The organism is Mucilaginibacter sp. L3T2-6, from assembly GCF_030519355.1.
Lineage (GTDB): Bacteria > Bacteroidota > Bacteroidia > Sphingobacteriales > Sphingobacteriaceae > Mucilaginibacter.
In genome coordinates, this window is sequence record NZ_JAUMKC010000026.1 from 1 (window position 1) to 20,403 (window position 20,403).

The following is a 20,403-nucleotide window of genomic DNA, read 5'->3' on the forward strand; positions in this document are numbered from 1 at the left end:
AGTTACAACAACAATAATTATATTTTTGAATTAATAAGTCTATAAAACACCAGTCCTAATTAAGGGAGGGTTACAATGCATTGAATGAAGATATTTTGTTTGCGCGTCGCGTAATTGCTTTTGTTCTTCATTTTGAGAAGATTGAAGCGACCGGAGATAATCTATTACTGCAGTCTGCACGTTGTCCACTATGCTCCAGTCTTTTTCAATATAAATGTCAGTAACACGATGTTCACCGTCAACATGGTTTAAAGCTTCGGCAATATCATCTTTGCTGATCCGGCATTTATTCCGGGCAATGCTTGCGAAGGTATGCCTTGCCCAATAGAATGTAATCTCTGGTATGCCGGTGATAGTTCTTAGTTGCCGCATCCCTTTGCTCAGAGCGGTATCAAGGCCGTTATGGGTAGTGTACCTGCTTTTCAAAATACCAGCGTACTTTTCAAGAAACGGTCTTGCTTCGTCAACGATCTTAATGCTGATAAAGGCATTGTCGTCCCGGACGCCCTCAGTTTTGGATCGGTTGTATTCCAAACGTTCTGCAGTTGTATCGTAGCCGTCAAGATTATAAAAGTCCACGGCGTTCATGCCGCATAAATAAAAACTGGCAATAAATAGTTCTTTAGCCAGTTCGGCTCGGCTATTGGGTGGAACCTCACAATTCATGAAGGTGAGCAACTGCTCCGGTGTAATATTCCGTTTTCGGGTACGCGGCGGCGCACCAACTTTATAAACCTCAAAAGGGTAATGCTTAATTCGGATAATACCCAAATCTTTGTTGTTGTACTTGCGGCAAGCTTCATTAAACAAAGTACGCAGGTCCCGCATGTGAGGATAAATGCCGCCATCCTTTAAACCTTGCTCGGTGGTGGTGACTTCCTTTTGAAGATGATTAGTGCGGATCATCGTTCTTTCGGTTCGCAGCCACTTATCATAGCGAAACAGCATGGCTGAATTGATTTCGATAATGGCAATGTTATCCCGGCCAAAGTAGTCAACGAGGCTGTTCCTCACCGTACGGTGGTTATCTGCCGAACCTCCGCGGCCGGCTTTACGCTCTTCGGCGATATGCTCATCGCAAAATTTGATAAAATCGACTTCCTCATCTTTATTGGACAAGTAAGCTTTCAGATCATCGCACGTAAAAAAATCAAGACGCGGCCCCAGTTCACCGATAGTGCGGCGGTAGCCATACAGCGTATCGTCGAGTTGCTTCTGAATAAATTTATCTCTTATTTTCAGGTTTTTGTCGAGCTGCTTATCGGTAACGTATTGGTTTGTTTCGATGAAGCGCCTGACGTCTTTATGGAACACTTTGATTTGTACGTGGTAGGTCCCATCTTCTCTTTTAAATTGCTCGTAGACCACGGCATTAACAGTCGCCATAACTTTTAATCGTTGGTCGCGAAAAACGGCGTGACGGAATAGTGACGGTTTTCCGCGAAGTTTAACAAAAAATTATGCAAATCCTGACGTTGTGCAGTAGTCCGGCGTCAGTACCGTGGTTTGTGATAAACCGCTCAAATATACGAAAAAAGGCCATTTTGCATTACAAAATGACCTTTTTTGCTCTGTGCGCCCACCTGGGCTCGAACCAGGGACCAAAAGATTATGAGTCTTCTACTCTAACCGACTGAGCTATAGGCGCGGTTATTTTTGTGAGTTGCAAAGGTAAAAAATTCCTTGTTACTTAAAAATGAAATTGTGCAAATTGTATCTTTTTTACCACTCAATTTTTGTGCTTATTAGTATGTTTGTTATGTCAACAATTTAGCAACCTGCTATGCCAGCTATCAAAAACATAATTTTCGACTACGGCAACGTAATATTTATGCTCGATTTCCTGAAATCGCAAAAGGCATGGGAAGATATTGGCATCACCAATTCCAATGTATTCTATGCGCACGGCGTGCAGGATCCGATCTTCACGGCATTTGAAGATGGCTCGGCCGATGCCACTCAGTTCCGTGAGTATATCCGCCAGAAAACCGGCAACCCCAACCTGACTGATGAACAAATTAATAAAGCCTGGAATGGATTGCTTGTAGGCGTGCCCCACGGAAACCATGAGCTATTGCTTGATCTAAAGCTGAAATACCGCACATTTTTGCTAAGCAATATCAACCCTATCCACTACGATTACATAATGGATTACCTGGATAAAGAATTCGGCTTCAAAGGGAATGACCACCTGTTCGAGAAAGTGTACTACTCGCATATGGTGGGCAAACGCAAGCCGAACGCCGAGATATTCGAACAGGTATTGACCGAAAATAACCTCGATCCTGCGGAAACTCTGTTTATTGACGATAGTCCGCAGCATATTGCAAGTGCCTCAAAGCTTGGTATCAATACTTATTTGATGACAGCTCCGGATAATATCCAGGCTTTGAGATTTTTGCAGTAATCGGTTCTTGCTTTAGTAAGAAGGCTTAACTCCCTTGCCTTTCCAATAATCAATAATAGGCTTGTAAGGGCCATATTTGTGCTGCGCTTCGGTAAACGGATCTTTGAACGGGCCCCTGTCATAATCTATTGCTTTTTCCTCAGCGTTGGGGTATTGGTATTCTTTTACAAACGGGCGTTGATGTATCTTGTCATCGTTAATAAATGCAGCGAGATCCAATGCTTCGGCACTCGTTAAAAACGGCTTATCGTGGGTGGCCTTATCATAGGGCATGTTCGACACCAGCCACCGGGCCATCTTCACTACCCTGTGCATGCTTGATCCCGGCTGATAGGCTTTAGGTCCCCATAAGGGTGGATACTGATAAGTAACGTTATCCAAACGCATTTTACCTTGTCCATTGTCGCCATGGCAACGTGAGCAGTTAGCGGCGTATAACCGGGCGCCGGTAACAGGCGATGCCGCAGTGTCGGGCAGCTCTATTTCGGCGTTTTTCAACCCTAGTGTATTCTTGCCGACATTACATGAGTCACTCAGCCATTTAAGGTACGACATGATGCCTACCATTTCCCTGCTATCCAGGGGGAGCGGCTTTCCAAGGTGTGGATGCATAATACAGTTGTTAATTCGCTCCGCTAAACTCAGTACTCTTCCCTCCCTTGCGCGGTATGAGGGATAATTTCGAAACGCTGTAACCAAATTCAGTGAAAACGGCTTAGTGCCCGCGTCCTGATGGCAGTTGCTGCAATTCATCTTATTGCCCAGGTATTTGCCGTTAATACCGTCAGGTCCGATATAATAGGCTGTCTTTAACAACAATTCCCGGCCGTATTTCACCGCTTCACCAAATTTGCCGGACGGTATTTTATTGGTATCGACAGTAACTATTGAGTCTGCCCTGGCTACAACAGTCTGCCCTTCATTTATATCACTGCCTTTGCTGCTTGTGCAAGCAGTATAAAACTGTATAACACCCGTTAGTAATATCAGTCCTATAGTATACAAGTATCTTTTTTTCATTTCTTTACTCCTCTTCGTTATGTTAAGGTTTTAGATATGGCTCAAGCTCGCTGCCCCTGATAAATTCTGCACGATAGGTCGGCACGGCTGTTTCCATCGTCCATAACAATGTTCCTTTTCTGTCGGTAAGTACTATAATGTGCCTTTTTGAGCAGCAAACCAATATGCAGGTATCATTTATCATATAGGCGCTACCCATCCTGCCATTAAAAATCTGTTTGGGCAGTTTTATATACATGTCTATCCTCGACGATTGATTTTGTTCATCAATTTTCATCGCAAACACACCCGACTGCTGTTTTTCTACACCATTGTCAAAAAACATTAGATCACCTTGCTGATTGATATGCACAGCATGCGTCTGCGTAAAGTCGCATTCCGCAGGTTTAACAATCGTACCCCCCTTACCAAATTTCCAGATAACCTTTCCGCTTTTCGAATCTATCTTCCATATCTGCCCGTTGTTATAAAATGATAGCAGGAAATTTCCGTCCCTATCATAACTCAGGCTGTTGGCATGCATCCAGTCTTTCTTTATTTTTAACAGATGTTTATCTTTTAGCGGGTCTAACGTATTAAACACACTCCATTGCCATAATTTTTTGCCGGTTTTATCCATAACGATAATTCCGTCGCCGCTTACGGTATCTTTGTCTTTACCACCGATTGCGCGAAGATCCATCACCTTTTTATCCACATAGATAGTAACGAGCTCGCCCTTATCATTTTTCAAAATCTCGTGATGAATATTGGCCGGAAGGTCATTCTGTCCTTTTTTTAAATGCAGTACCGTATCGCCCGATAAATTAAGTTCAAGTATTTCATGTCCGTAGCTGGTAGGCTCGTCATTACCGCCCATGATAGACAGCAAGGTATGGTCTTGTGTAAAATGCAATACCTTAAAGCCAAGGTCGGCAACCATGTGATACCAGCGGATTTCTGCTTTCCTGTCGACCAGGTAAGCCACGCCGGGTGCATAACGTTTGTTAATCAGCATCAGGCCGTCGTTAAACTCCCCGGGCGGGTTGATCGATTTAATCGTATCAGCCCTAAACTGATCCTGTAAAAACATCGGCAAGGCATTGGTTTTAAAAGTGTAAACTTTACTTATGGTGGCTGCATTTTTGTTTTTTGCCACGATACGATAAGCGTAGTCCGTTTCAGGAAATATGTTGCAGATAATCAGCCTGCCTTTCGAAGTATTCCTTGCAACTGTCGACGACCATTTTTTGGTACTATCCTTTTCTTTCCAATACTCTGCGTATATATCTGCAGGCGTGTTTGTGGTAACTTCCAGCTGGATTTTTAACTCATTGTTATTATGCAACCCGACGTGTATCTCGCTCAAAATAATTTTTCCGCTGCCTTCACATCCCGAAAAAGCTATTGGGACCAGGAGCAACGCTATGCATCTTATTAAAAATTCGTATGGGTATTTATCTTGCATCATCTACCTGCCTGGCTACTTTATTCAAAGCGGCGGGTTTAAAACCCACCGCTATAAAACAATTGCTTTATTATTCCTGCCTGCCTGAATTATTTAAATTAGGGTTGACATTTACCTGGTTAAGCGGATAAGGGAAATATTGGTCGCGCGGCAGCTGCACCCTTGGAGTCTGACCTATGCGGGTCAGGTATGCGTTTACTACCTTATCATATTTGCCCATTCTTAACAGGTCGGCGCGGCGCTTGCCTTCATAAAAGAACTCCCAGCCGCGTTCCTGTAAAATAGCGTCCCTTAAAGTCTCCTGGGTAAAATCGCCAAGTTTCAGTTCTTTTGCGTGCGAGCGGTCTTTTACCTGGTTGATCAGGCTGATGGATTCAGATGTAGGGCCGTTCAATTCATTTAGTGCTTCGGCGCGGGTTAACAGTACATCGGCATAACGCAGTATGTCAACACTGTGGCCATCATAATAAGTTTTTCCGCTGTTGGGATCGGCATATTTGGTTGTGGCAACGTCAGGCATGTAAAAAACGCCATCCGGAGGGGTTGCACCTAAACTGGGGGCCTCTTCATGTTGCAGGCCATCAACACCCATGTACGATGGGAAAAAGCACTTTTTGCGATCGTCAGCATCGTCAAATGTGTGGTAAAAATCCCAGGTAACCGCGTAATATTGCCACCTGTCGGTAAGCACAGGGTGCAATAACGGGCCAAAGTGGTTCAGTAGTTCAGTGCCATTAACATTGGCATCACTCAACACCGAAAAGATGTTTTCTGAACACCATTTATTACTTTCTGCAAACAGCCCGGAATACGACGGATAAAGCTGATAAACATTTAAATCCATTACCTGTTTAGCCATATCCGCGGCTTTTTGCCAGGCGTGTTGGCGCAGATATAGTTTGGCCAGTAAAGTCATTGCCGCACCCTTGGTAGCTCTGCCGGGGTCGCTGGTTGAGTAAAAGGTTTTTGCGTCATAATTAACCGGCAAGGTTGCAATAGCGCCTTGCAGATCATTTATCAAAAACGCCTCAATATCGGCAAGCGGAGTCACTTTGGCCTTAGCCGTATAGTTAGGGTCAACCAGGTCTTTTTCTGTGGCCAGTATCACCGGGCCCCACAGGTCGGTAAGGTCCATATAAGCTACAGCACGTAAAAATTTAATTTCCGATAAAAACTGGTTCTTTTCGGCATCGGTGATAGTTTTCATAGCCGATATATTCAAAATGGCATTATTAGCATTGGCCACCAGCTTGTATATCTGCCGCCAGTCTTCTGCAATCAAACCATTTGATGAGTTCCACTGAATTAGCGAAAGTTGGCCGGGGTCGCCGCCATACATACAGTGCCCCACATCGGTAGTAAGGTCTGTAAGCGCAAAATGCCTTACTGTCCAGTAGTCAAAGTTATCACCCACTGCGGGGCCTTTTAGACGGGCGTATACAGCATTAACCGCTGCAATGGCATCTGACTTTGTTTTAAAAGCGTTAGCACTGGTCAAACTGCTATAAACCTTGGGGTCGAGGTTCTTATTACAGCCAAACTGCAAAACTACAGCTGCTGCAACCATCGTTATTATATATCTTTTCATTTTCATGTTATTTGTATTGATGTTTAATGTCTGCCACGCACCTACTGAAGCGAAAGTTTTATTCCTACGGTATAGGTTCTGAAAGCCGGGAAAGCACCGAAGTCCAAACCGCCGCCAGTATTTGACCCGTGCACATTAACTTCAGGGTCAGTACCTTTATAAGAGGTTATCGTGAATAAATTTTGCGCCTCGCCATATATTCTTAAACCCTGTATATGCTTGATGTGCGAAAACAAGGTTTTTGGAAGGCTATAACCGAGCGACAGGTTTTTAAGGCGCACGTACGATGCATTTTCAACAAACCTAGAGTTTACATAGCTGCCGTAAGTGCTCAGGAAGTAGCCTTCGCGCGGTACATCGGTGTTTTCATTCTTACCGGCCACAAAACGGTTTAGCGCGTCAGTCGAAGTTGTCGACTCCAGCACCAGGCGGTTCATATCGTATAAATAATAACCGAATGAGCTTTGGAAAAACACATTCAAATCAAATCCTTTATAGTGGAAATCGTTACCAAAACCTGCTGTAAAATGCGGGTTTGAATTGCCCAAATATGTCTGGTCTGCAGGGGTTATCTTTCCATCACCATTTACATCCTTATATTTCGGATCGCCTGGTTTCGAATCAGGCTGCGGCGAATAAGTTTCACCGGTTTTTATGACGCCCTCATATACATAGCCAAAAAGCTCGCCCAATTCCTGTCCGGGTACAAGCTTGGTAAACTGCCTGCCGGATACCGTTCCGCTCGGGTTAGCTGTGTTGGCGTCTATTTCAGTCACCCCGGGTGCAAGTGTTATGTCTTTTTGCTTGTTGTAAGCAATGTTAAAGTTCGTATTCCATGAAAAGCCGGAGCTGCGAATATTGTGTGACGTGATACCCAGTTCAATACCGGTGTTCCTTATCGAACCACCATTAACATATTGCGTAGTAAAACCATACTGTTGACCAATTGGTACCAGTATCAGCAGGTCGCTGGTTGTTTTGCGATAAAAATCGATGGTGGCGCTTAATCTGTCACCGGCAAATGTCATGTCTAAACCCGCATCAAACTGCGCTGTACTTTCCCATTTCAGGTTTGGGTTAGGCAGTGTTGCCGGTTCAATACCTACCTGTAAAGGACCGCCAGGAGCCAGTACGGTGCTATAGTTTCCGAAAGTAGTCAGGTACAAGTAGTTGGTTATACGGTCGTTACCAGTTATGCCATAGCTTACCCTCACTTTCAGGTCCGAAAAAGTATTCAAATTTTTAACAAAATCCACATCGGTAAGCTTATATGCTAATGCGCCTGACGGGAAAAGACCGTACCTGTGGTTAGAGCCGAATTTTGAAGAACCGTCATACCTTAATGTAAAGGTCGCCAGCAGCTTATCATCAAACGAATAATTTACCCTGCCAAAGTAGTCTGTAAGAGTCGACTGTGCTTTGTTACTTCCATACCCGTTAGTTAACGAACCTGCACTGAGGTTATAGTACAGGAATGCGTCAGTTGGAAACCCCTTGGCCGCAGCGCTTAATGACTGGCTTACATCCTTCTGATTTGATGTACCCGCCAGCATGGTAAAGTCGTGTCTTTTATTGATGTTAAATTTGTAAGTAAAATAGTTTTCAACCAACCACCTGAATGAAGTGTATGATTGTTCAGCAGCCAACCCGTTGTTGGCAGCACCCGCAACGAGGGAACGCGGAGTATATTGCCCCAAAGTTGTCTGGCTGAATTCGCTGCCTGCATTCAAATGGTAGGTCAGGTTTTTCAATAACGTATAATCCAGCGTTACGTTACCGTTGATCAGTTTGTTGTCTGAATTGTTAGTTGGCTCAATAAGGTTAGCAAGTGCATTGTTCTTACCGTTATACCTGTAGTAGGTACCATCGGGGTTATATACCGGGATATTTGGCTGCGCCGTGAGAATACTAAATAAAGGAGCGGTTATATCGCCCGTATACGATTGCAGATTTTGAAAAGTGCTGGCTCCATAAAAGTTTGCACCTATCTTGATGTCTTCATTCAGGTTCTTTTCAGTTCCTATCCTGGCCGAATATCTTTGCATGCTGGTATTCTTCAATACACCAACCTGGTTCAAATAACTGCCTGATACATAAAGCTTCGAGTTTTTATCGCCGCTGGTAATGCTTAAATTCCTGTTCTCAACCGTGGCATTTTGTGTTGCTATTTTCATCCAGTTTGTATTAGCCACCGGAAATCCCGCCGGAAAAATCGGCGGGTTACCGTCTTCTACGGCGGTTGCGTTCTGAATATCGGTGTATTGCTGCCCGGTTAATAACGACGGTTTATAAGTTAAAAATTGCTGCCCGTTGGCAACGTCAATGTCGATAGCTACCCTGCCTGCTTTGCCTTTTTTGGTAGTGATGAGCACAACGCCATTACCACCCCGCGAACCGTAGATAGCCGCCGCCGATGCATCTTTCAATACCTGAATATCTTCAATATCATTGGGATTTATAAGGTTCCCATTGTCTGATATAAAACCGTCAACCACATATAGCGGGGCATTGCTGGTATTGATAGAGTTACCGCCCCTTATCGTTATAGATATAGCACCTCCCGGGGCAAAGTTGGTTTGCTGCACCTGCACGCCGGAAACCTTGCCTTGTATGGCCTGGCCAACGTTAGATGTGGTGCCGCCAAGATTCAGGTCATCGCCTTTTACTGAACCTACCGAGCCGGTAAGGTCTGTCTTTTTTACCGAGCCGTACCCAACCACCACAACTTCCTGCAGGGCAGTATTATTGTCACGCAGCGTTACAGTAATAAAGCTATTATCGTGTATGGTTACTTCTTTAGTTATATAACCGGTGTAGCTTATTACCAATACCGCACCCGGATCGGCGTCTATCGAAAAGTTGCCTGCCTGGTCAGTCAGGGTAACCTTTTGGGTGCCTTTAATTTTAACCGTAGCACCCGGTAAAGCAAAACCGGTGCTATCGACCACTTTTCCTTTTATTGCTGCCGCGGAGGTCTTTGACTTATAGGCCGGATTGCGGGAAACTGACGCAATTGCCGCTTCGGTAGCACAGCATATCAGCAAACACAACAAGGTGCTTGCCAGGGCGTAGCTTTTTAATTGTTTGAGTATAGTTCTGTTCATAATATTGATGGATTAATGAGTTTATGTTGTTTTTTGGGGCTGGCTTATCCTTCTTAAGGACCGGCTTTCACGATGGGCTGCAGGCGATTTTCATATAAAAATGCATTAGTGTTCGATAATCAGGCATGTTAACGGTGTGTTAACAATGTTGGAAATTAGAGATTTGCGGAGTGCAGATACGAATGGAACAGCGCGCAAACGTTTGTGCTCTATGAGTTGTTTGCGTCTGGAAACGCAACTAAAAATAAGCCAGGTAATTAAAAAGCGCTCAATACACTAAGTATCCGCAACACCTTACATTTTTGGAACTTTATGAAATATAGACTTTAGCTTAAAATCAGGTAAAAAGCGGGCTTTGTCTACCTTTTTGCCTGCCGTAACAAACGTTTGCGTGAAAAAAGGCGGGTTAGAACGGCCCAAAATAAAAAAGCCAGCGGCAAATTACCTGCTGACTTTCGCGTTTTTGGGAGGTATTTAGATTGATGTTTTTTATTGGCTGATGTGCTTTATCCTTGCTTCAAGCGCATTAAGCTGTTTTGCATGGACTTGCTTTTGTTGTTTTAGCAAACGTATCACGCTGTCCATGTCATCCTCCAGCTTATCATCAACCAGGTTTGGATACGGCGCACCAACGCCCAGGTGCTCGGGCCAACCGCGCGCTTCTTTAACCTTACGCTCTGCTTCTCCGGTTTTTTTGGCCTTAATCAATTCAAGGGCAAGCATTAGCTTGGTTTGCTCATATAGTTTATGACCATCCCTTGAGCCTTCGTAGGGTAATACACGCAAGGTATCTAATACACTTTCTGCGGTTTTGTATTCACCGTTCAGCATTTGACAGCGGGCATAAAGCATACCCATAATATAATTTTCCGGATGGGCGACGAACCAGGGCGATACAGTGCTCAATGCCTCTTTATATTGTTTTTGGACCAGGTAAAAATCGGCCAGGTTTTTTACATAATGCCAGTCGCGCGTATCGATAGTTGCAGCTTTTTTTAGATCACTCAATTGCAGATCGTGGCGCGTAGAATCGTGCAAACGTGCCCGGTAGGCGTAAAATGGCGCGAAGTCTATGTCTCCGTTAATACCTTCTATTTCATGGCGTGCCTTTGCCCTATCGTGGGCAGCTTCGTATAGTAATGAAAGATAGTAGCGCGGTTTCCAGTCGTGTTTGTTTTGGGCAGCAGCCCATTGCATTATTGTTGTGCTTTCCGCTTTGTACGGAAACACCATATCGGCACTTCCGTTTACCGCATCATTAAGCCATTGTACGACAGATTTATCATATCTGTGCAAATATGCCAACCAATAGGCCAGCTCATTATTCTTTGCAGGAGCCAGTTGTAAGATTGCGACACTTTCCTGATTCCGGTTAAGAGCATGATACCATACCGCCAGGTCGAGATAAGTTTGTTCCGGGAGTTCGTCGCGGATTAAAGCCGTGAATTGTTCGACAGACTCCTTATTCCGGTGCTGCCAGTATTTTTCAAAGCGGATAAAATGGTTCAGCGGGTCGAGGGCCAATATCCTCTCCCCTGTTTGTTTTTGCAGTTTTGATTGACCGCAAAGCCTGGCAGATAAATACTGCAGTTGCAGGGCGGTAGTATTTTGAGCATTGTACTCCAGCGCCTTTACGGCATATTTGCCGGCCTCGGTATATTTTTGCTGCATCATACGGATGCGCGCCAGTTCTGTAAACGCCGCCGACCGATAGTCCGTTGTTAATGCCGCCAACTCAAATCCGTCTTCTGCGTCGTATATCTTATCCAGCTTTAGCGCGGCCAGCCCATAGTAGTAATTTGCTTTGCCATCATAAGTATCAATACTTAACGCTTTTTGTGCATAATCAAAAGCGGCCTGGTAATTCATTTTTTTATATTGAATCAGGGCCATTTCCGAAAGTGCCGGTATAAATGCAGGTTCTTTGGCCAGCGATGCTTTAATACATTCTTCGGCCTCGGGATAATGCCGGGTGCCTGTAAAATAATGGCCTTTTAAGTACAAGCCATAGGCCGAGGCATAGTCTGCCTTTTCAACCGGCGTGGCTGGCCTGCTAAGTACTTTTTCAGCGCTATCCTTAACTTTGCAGACCAAATCGCCGATGGAGATTTGGCTGGGTGTTTCTCCGCTTTTTAGGTCAACTGTTTGTTCAAAGCCCTGTAACGGATCGAGCTTTAGGGCTTTACTATAAATTATCTCTCCAAGGCGGTCTGCCACTTTTAGCGTATCTTTCACATAGTCAACCGGCGAAAAATAAATTTTCAACTGCTGCCCATCCTGCTTTACGTTTATCACTCCTGTGGTATCGGCGATAGCTACGCCGTCGGTTTGGCTAAATGGATACCAATATTCTTTCCAGGTATCTGTCTGATAAGGCATAAAAGAGGTTTGCTTGTAGGGTGTATAAACACTCTCCGGCACGTTTTGGATGTATAATCTGCCACTCTGCAATTCGGCATATTGCCCGGCGTTATCGTTAAGCAGCTTATCCCATATCATACCCTCGCGCGAGCGGCCCCAAACAAACACTTTCTTGCCAACCTTATCCTCCCGCTCTGCATAGTGCATCATGCCATAATTCTCATTTTTCCAGAACGCGCCCCAGTATTTGCTATATGTGCCGGTAACATGGAATGACTGCGAACGGCCAAAGTCCAATTCCCCGTAATGCGATAAGTTGCGCTTGTGCTCAGCATCGATGGGCCAATTATAGGCTTTCCCGTCATGGAAAATATGGCGGGTGCCCGGCTCTATAAATTGCAGGTCGTCGCTCACTTTTTCAGCCAGGTTCATCCAACTGTAGTAGGGCATGTCTTCGCCGCTGCCATTATGCCAAAAAACAGAAGTAGTAAAATAAGCTTTGTCCTTGGGCAGTCTTATCTCCATACTCCAGCGGCTTTGGGTAAGTAAATCCAGCAGGCTTATTACACAACTTACACTACCGTCTTCATTTTTCCGGGCGATGTAATCCACAGGATTGGATACACCCGGCGTATGACCAATGATGCCAAAATTTGCCTCAATGCCGCCGCTTGTCCACGGGCCGCGCATGGCGATATCCCTGAACTTTACTACATCATTGTTGTAGATAAAAGGTTTATTATTTTTTTTGTCGGTCGCCGTCCATATTTTACCGCCGATCTGCGGCATAATTTGCACTTTAATAAAATCGTTCTCCAACTCAACCACCTTCCATTGCTGCTGAACAGGATTGCCGGTAAAACCATCGAAGCGAAAATATGGGTATATCAGGCCGCTATTAGGCACCGGGTTTGGCTGCGAAAACGGGTAGGTGGTATAAGTTTTCAGGTACTCTTTAATTGTCGCGTCGTTTTGAGCATGGGTTAATAAGGGTAACCATGCCATTAAAAATACCGCGTAATATTTAAGGCCGGATCTTTTCATAAGGTTAAATTTTGGCTTACAATATTGAAAGTTAGTGCTTAAGCTATTCCACTTTCGAATAAAACCGCGCGCAAACGTTTGTTTTCACAAAAAATCCCGGAAGTAACCAGCTCCCGGGATGCGCCGGCATGTGCATGGCGGCATTTCGATCAATCAACTAATCAATACTTTCTCAAAACCCGCTGTCATCCAGCGCGAACACATTTTTGCGGGTTTTCCATTTGCCTTTGGTAAAGTCCGGAAACTCCTGCGGGGCATTGCCTTCTTTTAATGACTTTGTCGACAGAGGTGCGATTACGCTCATGGTAACCGAATCATAAACGTCTATCGGGGTTTGCTTTTTATTCTTTACAGCCAATATAAACGCGTTAAATACAAACCAGTCCATACCGCCGTGACCTGCTCCCGCCGCATCGCTTGAATATTTTTTCCAAAGCGGGTGATCATATTTTTCGAGCCATGCCTTGGCTGGTTCCCATGCATCGTCCTGTTTAGAAACATGATCGATGTAAATGCTTTGGTTTACATCCATCCAGATACCTTTGGTTCCATCAATCCTGAAACCCAACGAATAAGGGCGGGGCAGGTGTGTATCATGTGTCAGTAAAACGGTTTCACCATTGGCGCAATTGATCATGGTTTGGGTAATATCGCCGTTTTTGTAGTGTATCTTTTCATTCTTGTGGCCAGGGGCAATTTCATGGATATAAGCCGCCAACCCCCGTGCCTTGCTGCTGAATGACGACAGGCTTGTAAAGCGGTTTCCCCTGTTAATATCGATGTACTGCATGCATGGGCCTGCGCCGTGTGTGGGATAAAGGTCGCCATCCTGGTCGATGTTGAATTGCGTACGCCACATTGCCTCGCTGATGGTGGAGGGGCCATATTCCGGACCGACACTGTAATCGTCTTTTCCATTGTTAAAAAGCACATTACGCAGGTTATGCTGGTACCCGCCTTCAACGTGCAACAACTCACCAAACACATTCTGGCGCACCATATTAAGTGTCGCCATTACATCGCGGCGGTAGCAAACATTTTCCAGTGTCATGTAAGGCATGCCGGTACTTTCAGAAGTATGCACAATATCCCAGTGCTCATCAACAGTAAGGCCCGCTATTACTTCGCATCCGACATATTTACCCGCCTTCATGGCATCTATCGCCTGCGAATGGTGGAACTGCCACGGGGTAGCGATAATTACAGCATCAATATCTTTACGGTCGAGTAATTTTTTATAGGCATCCAGGCCGCCGGTATATTCGGCAGCAGCGGGACGGCCTTTTTTGGCGATATATTCGCGGCAACGTTTTAGCGAACGTTCCTGTACGTCGCAAATAGCTACTATCTCCACATCATCGCGCAAAATCCCTTCGGATATATGGCTCATGCCACGATCACCCACACCAATGTATCCCAAACGTACTTTATCTTTTACCGAGGCAAAAAGGCTGCCCGACGGCAAAATGGTTATCCCTGCTGCGGCAATTGCGCCGTTTTTTATAAATTCTCTTCTTTCCATTATATGATTAATTGATTATAGTTTCAACTATGTTCACTGCTACCGGTTTTATGGCCGGATATACCATAATACAAAATATAAATATAACAGGGCACCATACTTAACAGGAATGCCAATTGTGATGTTGACACCTTTGCCAGGTAGGCATACACCTGCGGTATTACTGCTCCTCCGGCCACACCCATAACCAGCAAGGCCGAACCCAGCTTGGTGTGCTTGCCCAGTCCTTTGATACCTAAAGGGAAAATTGCCGGCCACATTAATGAGTTAGCCAAACCCAAAAGGGCGATAAACAATATACTTGTGTAGCCTGTGGTAAAATAAGCAGCCACAGTAAACAGCACGCCAATGATGGCTGATATTGCCAGTGCGCGTTCCTGTTTTATATACTTTGGAATACAGATTATGCCTATGATATACCCCACCACCATAGATGCGAGCGTGTATGAGGTAAATATCTTCGTTTTATCTATACTCATACCTAAGGAACGCCCATAACTGCCAATAACATCACCTGCCATTACTTCTACCCCCACATACAGAAAAATGCATATAATACCCAGGTTAAGGTTACGGTATTGAAAAATACTTGCCTTGGGCTTTACCGATTTGCCATCCTCGTTTACATGGTCTTCCTCCGCGTTAATTTCGGGCAATGACGATGCCCGAATCAGCAAGGCGAGGATGACAAGCACTATAACTATAACGATGTAAGGGGGTACAACGCGCATGGCCAGTTCGTGCAGCAATGTCTCTTTTTGTGCAGCATCAGATATGCTTTTGAGCTTATTTTCGATATCCTGTGCTCCTTTTAACACAAGCGCACTCAGAATCAGCGGGCTTAATGCACCTGCTATTTTATTGCAGATGCCCATAATGCTTATACGCTGTGCCGCACTTTCTATAGGCCCTACAATGGCTATATATGGGTTTGATGCAGTTTGTAAAAGAGATAAACCCATGCCCTGCACAAACAAACCCAGCAGGAACAAACCAAATGTACGCGTACTGGCTGCCGGAATGAAAATCAGAGCGCCCACAGCCATTACAAAAAGCCCCAGCGCCATGCCCTTTTTAAACCCGGTTAGCCTGAGTATGTAAGATGACGGTATTGACAAAAAGAAATACGCTATATAAAATGCAAACGTTACCAGCAAAGCCTGGGAGGTATTAAGTTCGCAGGCCAGTTGAAGAAATGGGATCAGGGTACCGTTTAACCAGGTAACAAACCCAAACACAAAGAACAATGCACCAACAATAATAACGGGACCAAAGCTGCTGGCTGATTGCGCTGAATGTGCGGCTGATGTTTTTTTCATGTTTTATTTTGATAAGCTTATCGTGTCAAACTCAAAGATTGTCCGGCTGCGAAATACCTCGCCCTCCCGAAGGACAGTGGATGGAAAATGCACATGATTAGGTGCATCGGGATAATGTTGTGTTTCAAGGCAAAACCCACCGCGATTGTTATACAAAACACCATTCTTCCCTTTGGTTCCCCCCAGCCAGTTACCGGTGTATAAATGTACCGAAGGTTCGGTGGTATATACAAATAAAATGCGGCCACTATTCGGGTCAGTTACACGGGCGGCTAATTTCAGCTCCGGCGAATCTTCCTTTTTAATCACCCACGTATTGTCATATCCCCTGCCCATCACCAAAAAAGGGTTCGGCGAATCGATATCTTTGCCGAACGCCTTTGGCTTGCGGAAGTCAAAAGGCGAACCCGCTACATCAGCAAATGTGCCATCCGGCACGTGCAGTCCCGTTACCGGCAGGTATTCATCCAGCGGCATCATCAGCTCCTGGTCGTAGATATCAGGACTATCGCAACCTGATAAATTAAAATAAGTATGCTGGGTAAGGTTAAGTAAAGTGGTTTTATTTGTAGTTGCCTCGTAATCTACCAGCAGTTGATTGTTATCATTTAATGTATAGGTAACTGAAACATTTAGCTCACCCGGAAAACCTTCTTCGCCGTCGGGGCTGATATAATTCAGTCGTATCGACTTATCATCAGCATCAATCACATCCCACATTTTTTTATTGAAACCCGCCTTACCCCCATGGTGATGAAAACCGGCTTCTTTTATAGTAAACTGGTATTTTTTTCCGTCCAGTTCTACTGATCCGCCTGCAATCCTGTTCGCAAAACGACCTACGACACAACCCATGTAATTTTGATCATCGCGGATGTAATCTTCCAGTTGATCATAGCCCAGGGCTATATCGGCAAAGTTTCCCGCTGCGTCCCTTACCTTGATGCCGATAATGGTAGCACCAAAATTGGAAATGGTTACAGAGGCGCCGCCTGCATTATTAAGCTTGTAAATAAAAGCGTCCCGACCTTCGTAAGTGCCCCAATATTTTTTATCGGCAATCCTTTCAATCATCTTGAATTACAGTTGTCCTGGTAAGTGTCTTTAGAAGAAAATAGTGTTTATAACGTTTGTCAATGATACTCTAAATTTACCTGATACATTATCCCGCGGATAAATTTTCTTTGCGCAAACGTTTGCATAAACATCTGTCTCAAACTTAGCCAATCAAGCATCCAGGTTTTGTACCGCCGGTACTGCAAAATATACTTTAAAACGTCCATTAAATGAAAATAATGATTTAATGAACGCTGAAGGCCAATTGAATATATTCCAGGTATATTTTCTATATTATCAAAAATCACACGCAAACGTTTGATATTTTGGAAATAGCTGTTACCTTTTGCCGAGATTTGAGAAAACGCTGCACATTAATGACTAACAGAACGAAACCTGCTACGATAAAAGAGATTGCCCAGCTGCTGAATATCTCTGTTTCGACTGTATCGAGGGGGTTGCATGACCACCCGAGCATCGGGCTCACTACCCGGCAGAAAATAAAAAAACTTGCTAAAGAGCTCAACTACGAACCCAACCAAACGGCGATATTTCTTCAGAAAGGAAGTACGCAGACCATAGGCGTCATCCTGCCTGAATTATCTGAGGCATTTTTCTCGACAGCTATAAGTGCTATTGAAGATACGGCTTATAAGCGCAATTATACGGTACTGCTTGCCCAGTCGCATGATGATGAGCAACTGGAAAAGCAATTGGTGGAGAAAATGAAGAACCATCGTGTAGACGGCTTGCTCGTGTCAGTTGGTAAAAGCACTTCATCCTATCAACATTTCGAGCGGCTGAAACAGTACGACATTCCGATAGTGTTTTTCGACCGTATTCCTGCCATGCCCAACATACATTATGTTGCCTGCAATATGGAAACCGGCACTGTAGAGGCAGTAAGCTACCTGCTAAAGAAGGGCCATCGCAATATTGGAATGATCAACGGCCCGTCTACTATCTTCGCCAGCAGCGAACGCAAAGGAGGATATATTAAAGCACTGGCCAAAAACCGGCTGAAGTTCGATCCTTCGCTCATCGTGTCATGCGACCTCACCGAAGCCGGAACCCGCGATGCTATGGATAATTTACTAAGCAAAAAACGCAAGCCGACCGCTATCGTAACATTTAATGACTATGTAGCCTTGTTCGCTATAAAATATGCTGCTGAATTAAAACTATCTATTGGTAAAGACCTCGAATTTGTAAGCTACGCCAACTTGCCTATGATTAATTTTATGGAAAAAGTACCCACAGCATCAGTTGAGCAATTTCCTTACATGCAGGGGCAAAAAGCAGCAGACATTTTATTAGATTTACTGAATAATAAACAACGCGGTATGCCAGAACAGACGGCTTATTATAAGATCATTATTGAGTCGCAACTGGTGGAAAGCCGCAAACCAATAACCCACAAAACCCCTAAAAAATAAACAAACGTTTGCGCAGCATCCGGCGGCATCCTGAAAAGGTGATTAGGTATGTTTGAGCAAGAATCACTGAAATAATGCTGCATACGATATTAAAAGCCTATAGCCTTAAACCGGAAAACTTTAAGATAGAATCATTTGGATCGGGCCTAATTAACCATACCTGGAAGGCAACCGGCCCGGAGAATTCTTATATTATCCAACGCATAAATAAGCAGGTATTTAAAGAACCTGAAATTATAGCAAATAACCTGCAAAAGCTTGATGAGTACATTAAGGCAACTGCAGCCGGGTATTTATTTGCAGCGCCGTTGCCCGCTGAAGACGGCAGTTTCCTGGTTCGTATCGATGGCGATTACTATCGTTTATTCCCTTTTATAAAAAACTCCCACACAGTAGACTTTCTTTCAGCGCCTGAACAGGCTTACGAGGCTGCGAAACAATTTGGCCGCTTTACGCGGTTGCTGGGCAATTTTAATCTTTCCGGCTTAGGTTATCCTCTGCGGGATTTCCACAATCTCGAACTCCGGTTGAAACAATTTAATGATGCACTGACACATGCCGGCGCTGACCGCAAAAAAAATGCGGCGGCAGAAATAGCACACATACAGCAGCTTTCCGACATATCTCTTACCTATGAAAAAATCGTCCGCGATGCATCCATTCCGCTAAGGGTAATCCATCACGACACCAAGATCAACAATATCTTATTCGATGAGGATGAAAAAGGCCTTTGTGTAATCGATCTTGATACCGTAATGCCCGGGTATTTTATCAGCGATGTGGGCGATATGATGCGCACGTACCTGGCTGAGGCCAACGAAGAAGAGAAAGACCTGGATAAGATCATCATTCGCGATGATTTTTTTGCTGCCATTTACGCCGGTTACATGGAAGAAATGGGTAGTGTATTGAGCTCGCGGGAAAAGGAACTGTTTATTTATGCAGGAAAGTTCATGATTTATATGCAGGCCGTCCGCTTCCTGGCAGATTACCTAAACGGCGATATTTACTATACTACCAATTATCCTGAACACAACCTGGTCAGAGCACGGAACCAATTGCGGCTGCTTGAACATTACCTGGCGCATGAAGCCGCTTTTAAAAGCATGATTGCTCAATTTCAAAAGCAGGTAGCTGGTCAAAATTAATTACCGTACCAGGCTTTTTTGATATCGCCCCAGGTAACCAAATAAATACCCTTTGCTTTTATTTGCGCCTTAAATTCTTCGCTGGTTCCATAATTATAATCCTGCTGCCTCCAGGTGCTGCCATAATCAGGATGATCTTTGGCGATAGCTTTCATCTCGTTATCCTCAAAAGCCAGGTGAAATACCAGCTCGTTCAGGCCGGGTTTTAACTGCTGTAAGTTAGTGTTATAAAAATTTTTCCATTTGTCTGCAGGCGCCATCATATAGGCCATAATGAAGTTGTCCACAATCACCGCTGATGTATCAATAGAAGCCACCAGCTTTGGCGCAAGCATTTTGACGTAGCCTAACGGAACCAATACAGGCAGCTTATATTCGCGCCCTAAACGCTGGTACATCTCTATAATACCGGGTGATGTAAGGATGCTGCCCATGTGATTATCGAGGTGAGTTAGCCGTATGCCAAATGCCTTTGCCTTCTCAATCTGGGCGCGCATTTCCTTTTCAGCTTCGTCAACTTTGGCATTTGCGCCAAACTCTTCGTTCGACGGATAAAGATAACCGTCTTTATTCAACAGGCTCGGGGTTTGACCGGATGACGCCACACCACCCCATTTGTAGTTTTTCCACTCCGCTGTTAGTGTCAAATGTATGCCCCAGTCCATTTCTGGATGAGCTTTTGCAAAGCCAGCGATCTCGGGAAACCATGGGCAAGGCACCATAATGCTCGCCGAATTAATAACACCTTTGGTATAAGCCGACATAATTGCTGAATCGGCACTGTGTGAAAATCCGGCATCATCCGCATGGATAATGAGCAGTTTCGCATCTTTGGGATAGCCTAATTTTTCGGCCAAATTCTTTTTTTGAGCGAATGTGATCAGGCAAACAAAAAACAGGGGGACAAAAGCGGTAAATCTTTTCATACAGGTTATATTGGCTGACGGATGC

General features: G+C 44.5%; 13 protein-coding genes and 1 tRNA gene. 3 read left to right on the forward strand and 11 right to left on the reverse strand.

Translation table 11 applies throughout. From position 1 onward, the window contains the following. Positions 1-39 precede the first annotated feature (39 nt). Both Q3W13_RS22050 and Q3W13_RS22055 read right to left on the reverse strand, forming a co-directional pair. Positions 40-1,386 carry a site-specific integrase gene (locus Q3W13_RS22050; RefSeq protein WP_302867647.1) on the reverse strand — a complete coding sequence of 449 codons (1,347 nt, stop codon included), beginning with the start codon at positions 1,384-1,386 and terminating at the stop codon, positions 40-42. A 188-nt stretch (positions 1,387-1,574) separates the two neighbouring features. Beyond that, positions 1,575-1,648 (reverse strand) — tRNA-Ile (locus Q3W13_RS22055). 135 nt (positions 1,649-1,783) lie between these two features. Between Q3W13_RS22055 and Q3W13_RS22060 the strand changes: the two genes are divergently transcribed. Further along, positions 1,784-2,407 (forward strand): HAD family phosphatase, encoded by a 624-nt coding sequence (locus Q3W13_RS22060; RefSeq protein ID WP_302867648.1) that lies wholly within the window; start codon positions 1,784-1,786, stop codon positions 2,405-2,407. Positions 2,408-2,419: 12 nt separating this feature from the next. Here the strand turns inward: Q3W13_RS22060 and Q3W13_RS22065 are convergent, their stop codons facing one another. From Q3W13_RS22065 to Q3W13_RS22100, 8 genes are all read right to left on the reverse strand, one after another. Then, positions 2,420-3,427, reverse strand: a complete 1,008-nt coding sequence (locus Q3W13_RS22065; protein WP_302867650.1) for a c-type cytochrome — start codon at positions 3,425-3,427, stop codon at positions 2,420-2,422. Positions 3,428-3,449: 22 nt separating this feature from the next. After that, complete coding sequence (locus Q3W13_RS22070) at positions 3,450-4,877, reverse strand: aryl-sulfate sulfotransferase (RefSeq protein ID WP_302867651.1); 1,428 nt, start codon at positions 4,875-4,877, stop codon at positions 3,450-3,452. A gap of 67 nt (positions 4,878-4,944) precedes the next feature. Beyond that, positions 4,945-6,462: a RagB/SusD family nutrient uptake outer membrane protein gene (locus tag Q3W13_RS22075; protein ID WP_302867653.1), complete on the reverse strand. Its 1,518-nt coding sequence runs from the start codon at positions 6,460-6,462 to the stop codon at positions 4,945-4,947. A 41-nt stretch (positions 6,463-6,503) separates the two neighbouring features. After that, a complete protein-coding gene (locus Q3W13_RS22080; protein ID WP_302867655.1) occupies positions 6,504-9,566 on the reverse strand; it encodes a TonB-dependent receptor in 3,063 nt (1,020 codons plus the stop codon). Positions 9,567-10,055: 489 nt separating this feature from the next. Beyond that, entirely contained in the window at positions 10,056-12,971 is a 2,916-nt protein-coding gene (locus tag Q3W13_RS22085) for a DUF5107 domain-containing protein (protein WP_302867657.1), read from the reverse strand. A gap of 172 nt (positions 12,972-13,143) precedes the next feature. Further along, on the reverse strand, positions 13,144-14,493 hold the full coding sequence (locus Q3W13_RS22090) for a Gfo/Idh/MocA family protein (RefSeq protein ID WP_302867659.1): 1,350 nt from the start codon (positions 14,491-14,493) through the stop codon (positions 13,144-13,146). Between the two features lie 23 nt (positions 14,494-14,516). Next, entirely contained in the window at positions 14,517-15,812 is a 1,296-nt protein-coding gene (locus Q3W13_RS22095) for a sugar MFS transporter (protein ID WP_302867662.1), read from the reverse strand. Positions 15,813-15,815: 3 nt separating this feature from the next. Continuing rightward, on the reverse strand, positions 15,816-16,886 hold the full coding sequence (locus Q3W13_RS22100; RefSeq protein WP_302867664.1) for an aldose epimerase family protein: 1,071 nt from the start codon (positions 16,884-16,886) through the stop codon (positions 15,816-15,818). 359 nt (positions 16,887-17,245) lie between these two features. Between Q3W13_RS22100 and Q3W13_RS22105 the strand changes: the two genes are divergently transcribed. Both Q3W13_RS22105 and Q3W13_RS22110 read left to right on the forward strand, forming a co-directional pair. Continuing rightward, positions 17,246-18,304, forward strand: a complete 1,059-nt coding sequence (locus tag Q3W13_RS22105) for a LacI family DNA-binding transcriptional regulator (RefSeq protein WP_302867666.1) — start codon at positions 17,246-17,248, stop codon at positions 18,302-18,304. 74 nt (positions 18,305-18,378) lie between these two features. Beyond that, entirely contained in the window at positions 18,379-19,452 is a 1,074-nt protein-coding gene (locus Q3W13_RS22110) for a phosphotransferase enzyme family protein (protein ID WP_302867667.1), read from the forward strand. Here Q3W13_RS22110 and Q3W13_RS22115 read toward each other — a convergent pair. After that, a complete protein-coding gene (locus Q3W13_RS22115; RefSeq protein WP_302867670.1) occupies positions 19,449-20,378 on the reverse strand; it encodes a polysaccharide deacetylase family protein in 930 nt (309 codons plus the stop codon). The two genes, Q3W13_RS22110 and Q3W13_RS22115, sit on opposite strands and share 4 nt — an antisense overlap. Positions 20,379-20,403: the final 25 nt, after the last annotated feature.

What these genes read in the sequence shown, in the direction of transcription:
- Q3W13_RS22050 (WP_302867647.1), bottom strand. Translation starts at nt 1,386, where the DNA reads ATGGCGACTGTTAATGCCGTGGTCTACGAGCAATTTAAAAGAGAAGAT.
- Q3W13_RS22060 (WP_302867648.1), top strand. Translation starts at nt 1,784, where the DNA reads ATGCCAGCTATCAAAAACATAATTTTCGACTACGGCAACGTAATATTT.
- Q3W13_RS22065 (WP_302867650.1), bottom strand. Translation starts at nt 3,427, where the DNA reads ATGAAAAAAAGATACTTGTATACTATAGGACTGATATTACTAACGGGT.
- Q3W13_RS22070 (WP_302867651.1), bottom strand. Translation starts at nt 4,877, where the DNA reads ATGATGCAAGATAAATACCCATACGAATTTTTAATAAGATGCATAGCG.
- Q3W13_RS22075 (WP_302867653.1), bottom strand. Translation starts at nt 6,462, where the DNA reads ATGAAAAGATATATAATAACGATGGTTGCAGCAGCTGTAGTTTTGCAG.
- Q3W13_RS22080 (WP_302867655.1), bottom strand. Translation starts at nt 9,566, where the DNA reads ATGAACAGAACTATACTCAAACAATTAAAAAGCTACGCCCTGGCAAGC.
- Q3W13_RS22085 (WP_302867657.1), bottom strand. Translation starts at nt 12,971, where the DNA reads ATGAAAAGATCCGGCCTTAAATATTACGCGGTATTTTTAATGGCATGG.
- Q3W13_RS22090 (WP_302867659.1), bottom strand. Translation starts at nt 14,493, where the DNA reads ATGGAAAGAAGAGAATTTATAAAAAACGGCGCAATTGCCGCAGCAGGG.
- Q3W13_RS22095 (WP_302867662.1), bottom strand. Translation starts at nt 15,812, where the DNA reads ATGAAAAAAACATCAGCCGCACATTCAGCGCAATCAGCCAGCAGCTTT.
- Q3W13_RS22100 (WP_302867664.1), bottom strand. Translation starts at nt 16,886, where the DNA reads ATGATTGAAAGGATTGCCGATAAAAAATATTGGGGCACTTACGAAGGT.
- Q3W13_RS22105 (WP_302867666.1), top strand. Translation starts at nt 17,246, where the DNA reads ATGACTAACAGAACGAAACCTGCTACGATAAAAGAGATTGCCCAGCTG.
- Q3W13_RS22110 (WP_302867667.1), top strand. Translation starts at nt 18,379, where the DNA reads ATGCTGCATACGATATTAAAAGCCTATAGCCTTAAACCGGAAAACTTT.
- Q3W13_RS22115 (WP_302867670.1), bottom strand. Translation starts at nt 20,378, where the DNA reads ATGAAAAGATTTACCGCTTTTGTCCCCCTGTTTTTTGTTTGCCTGATC.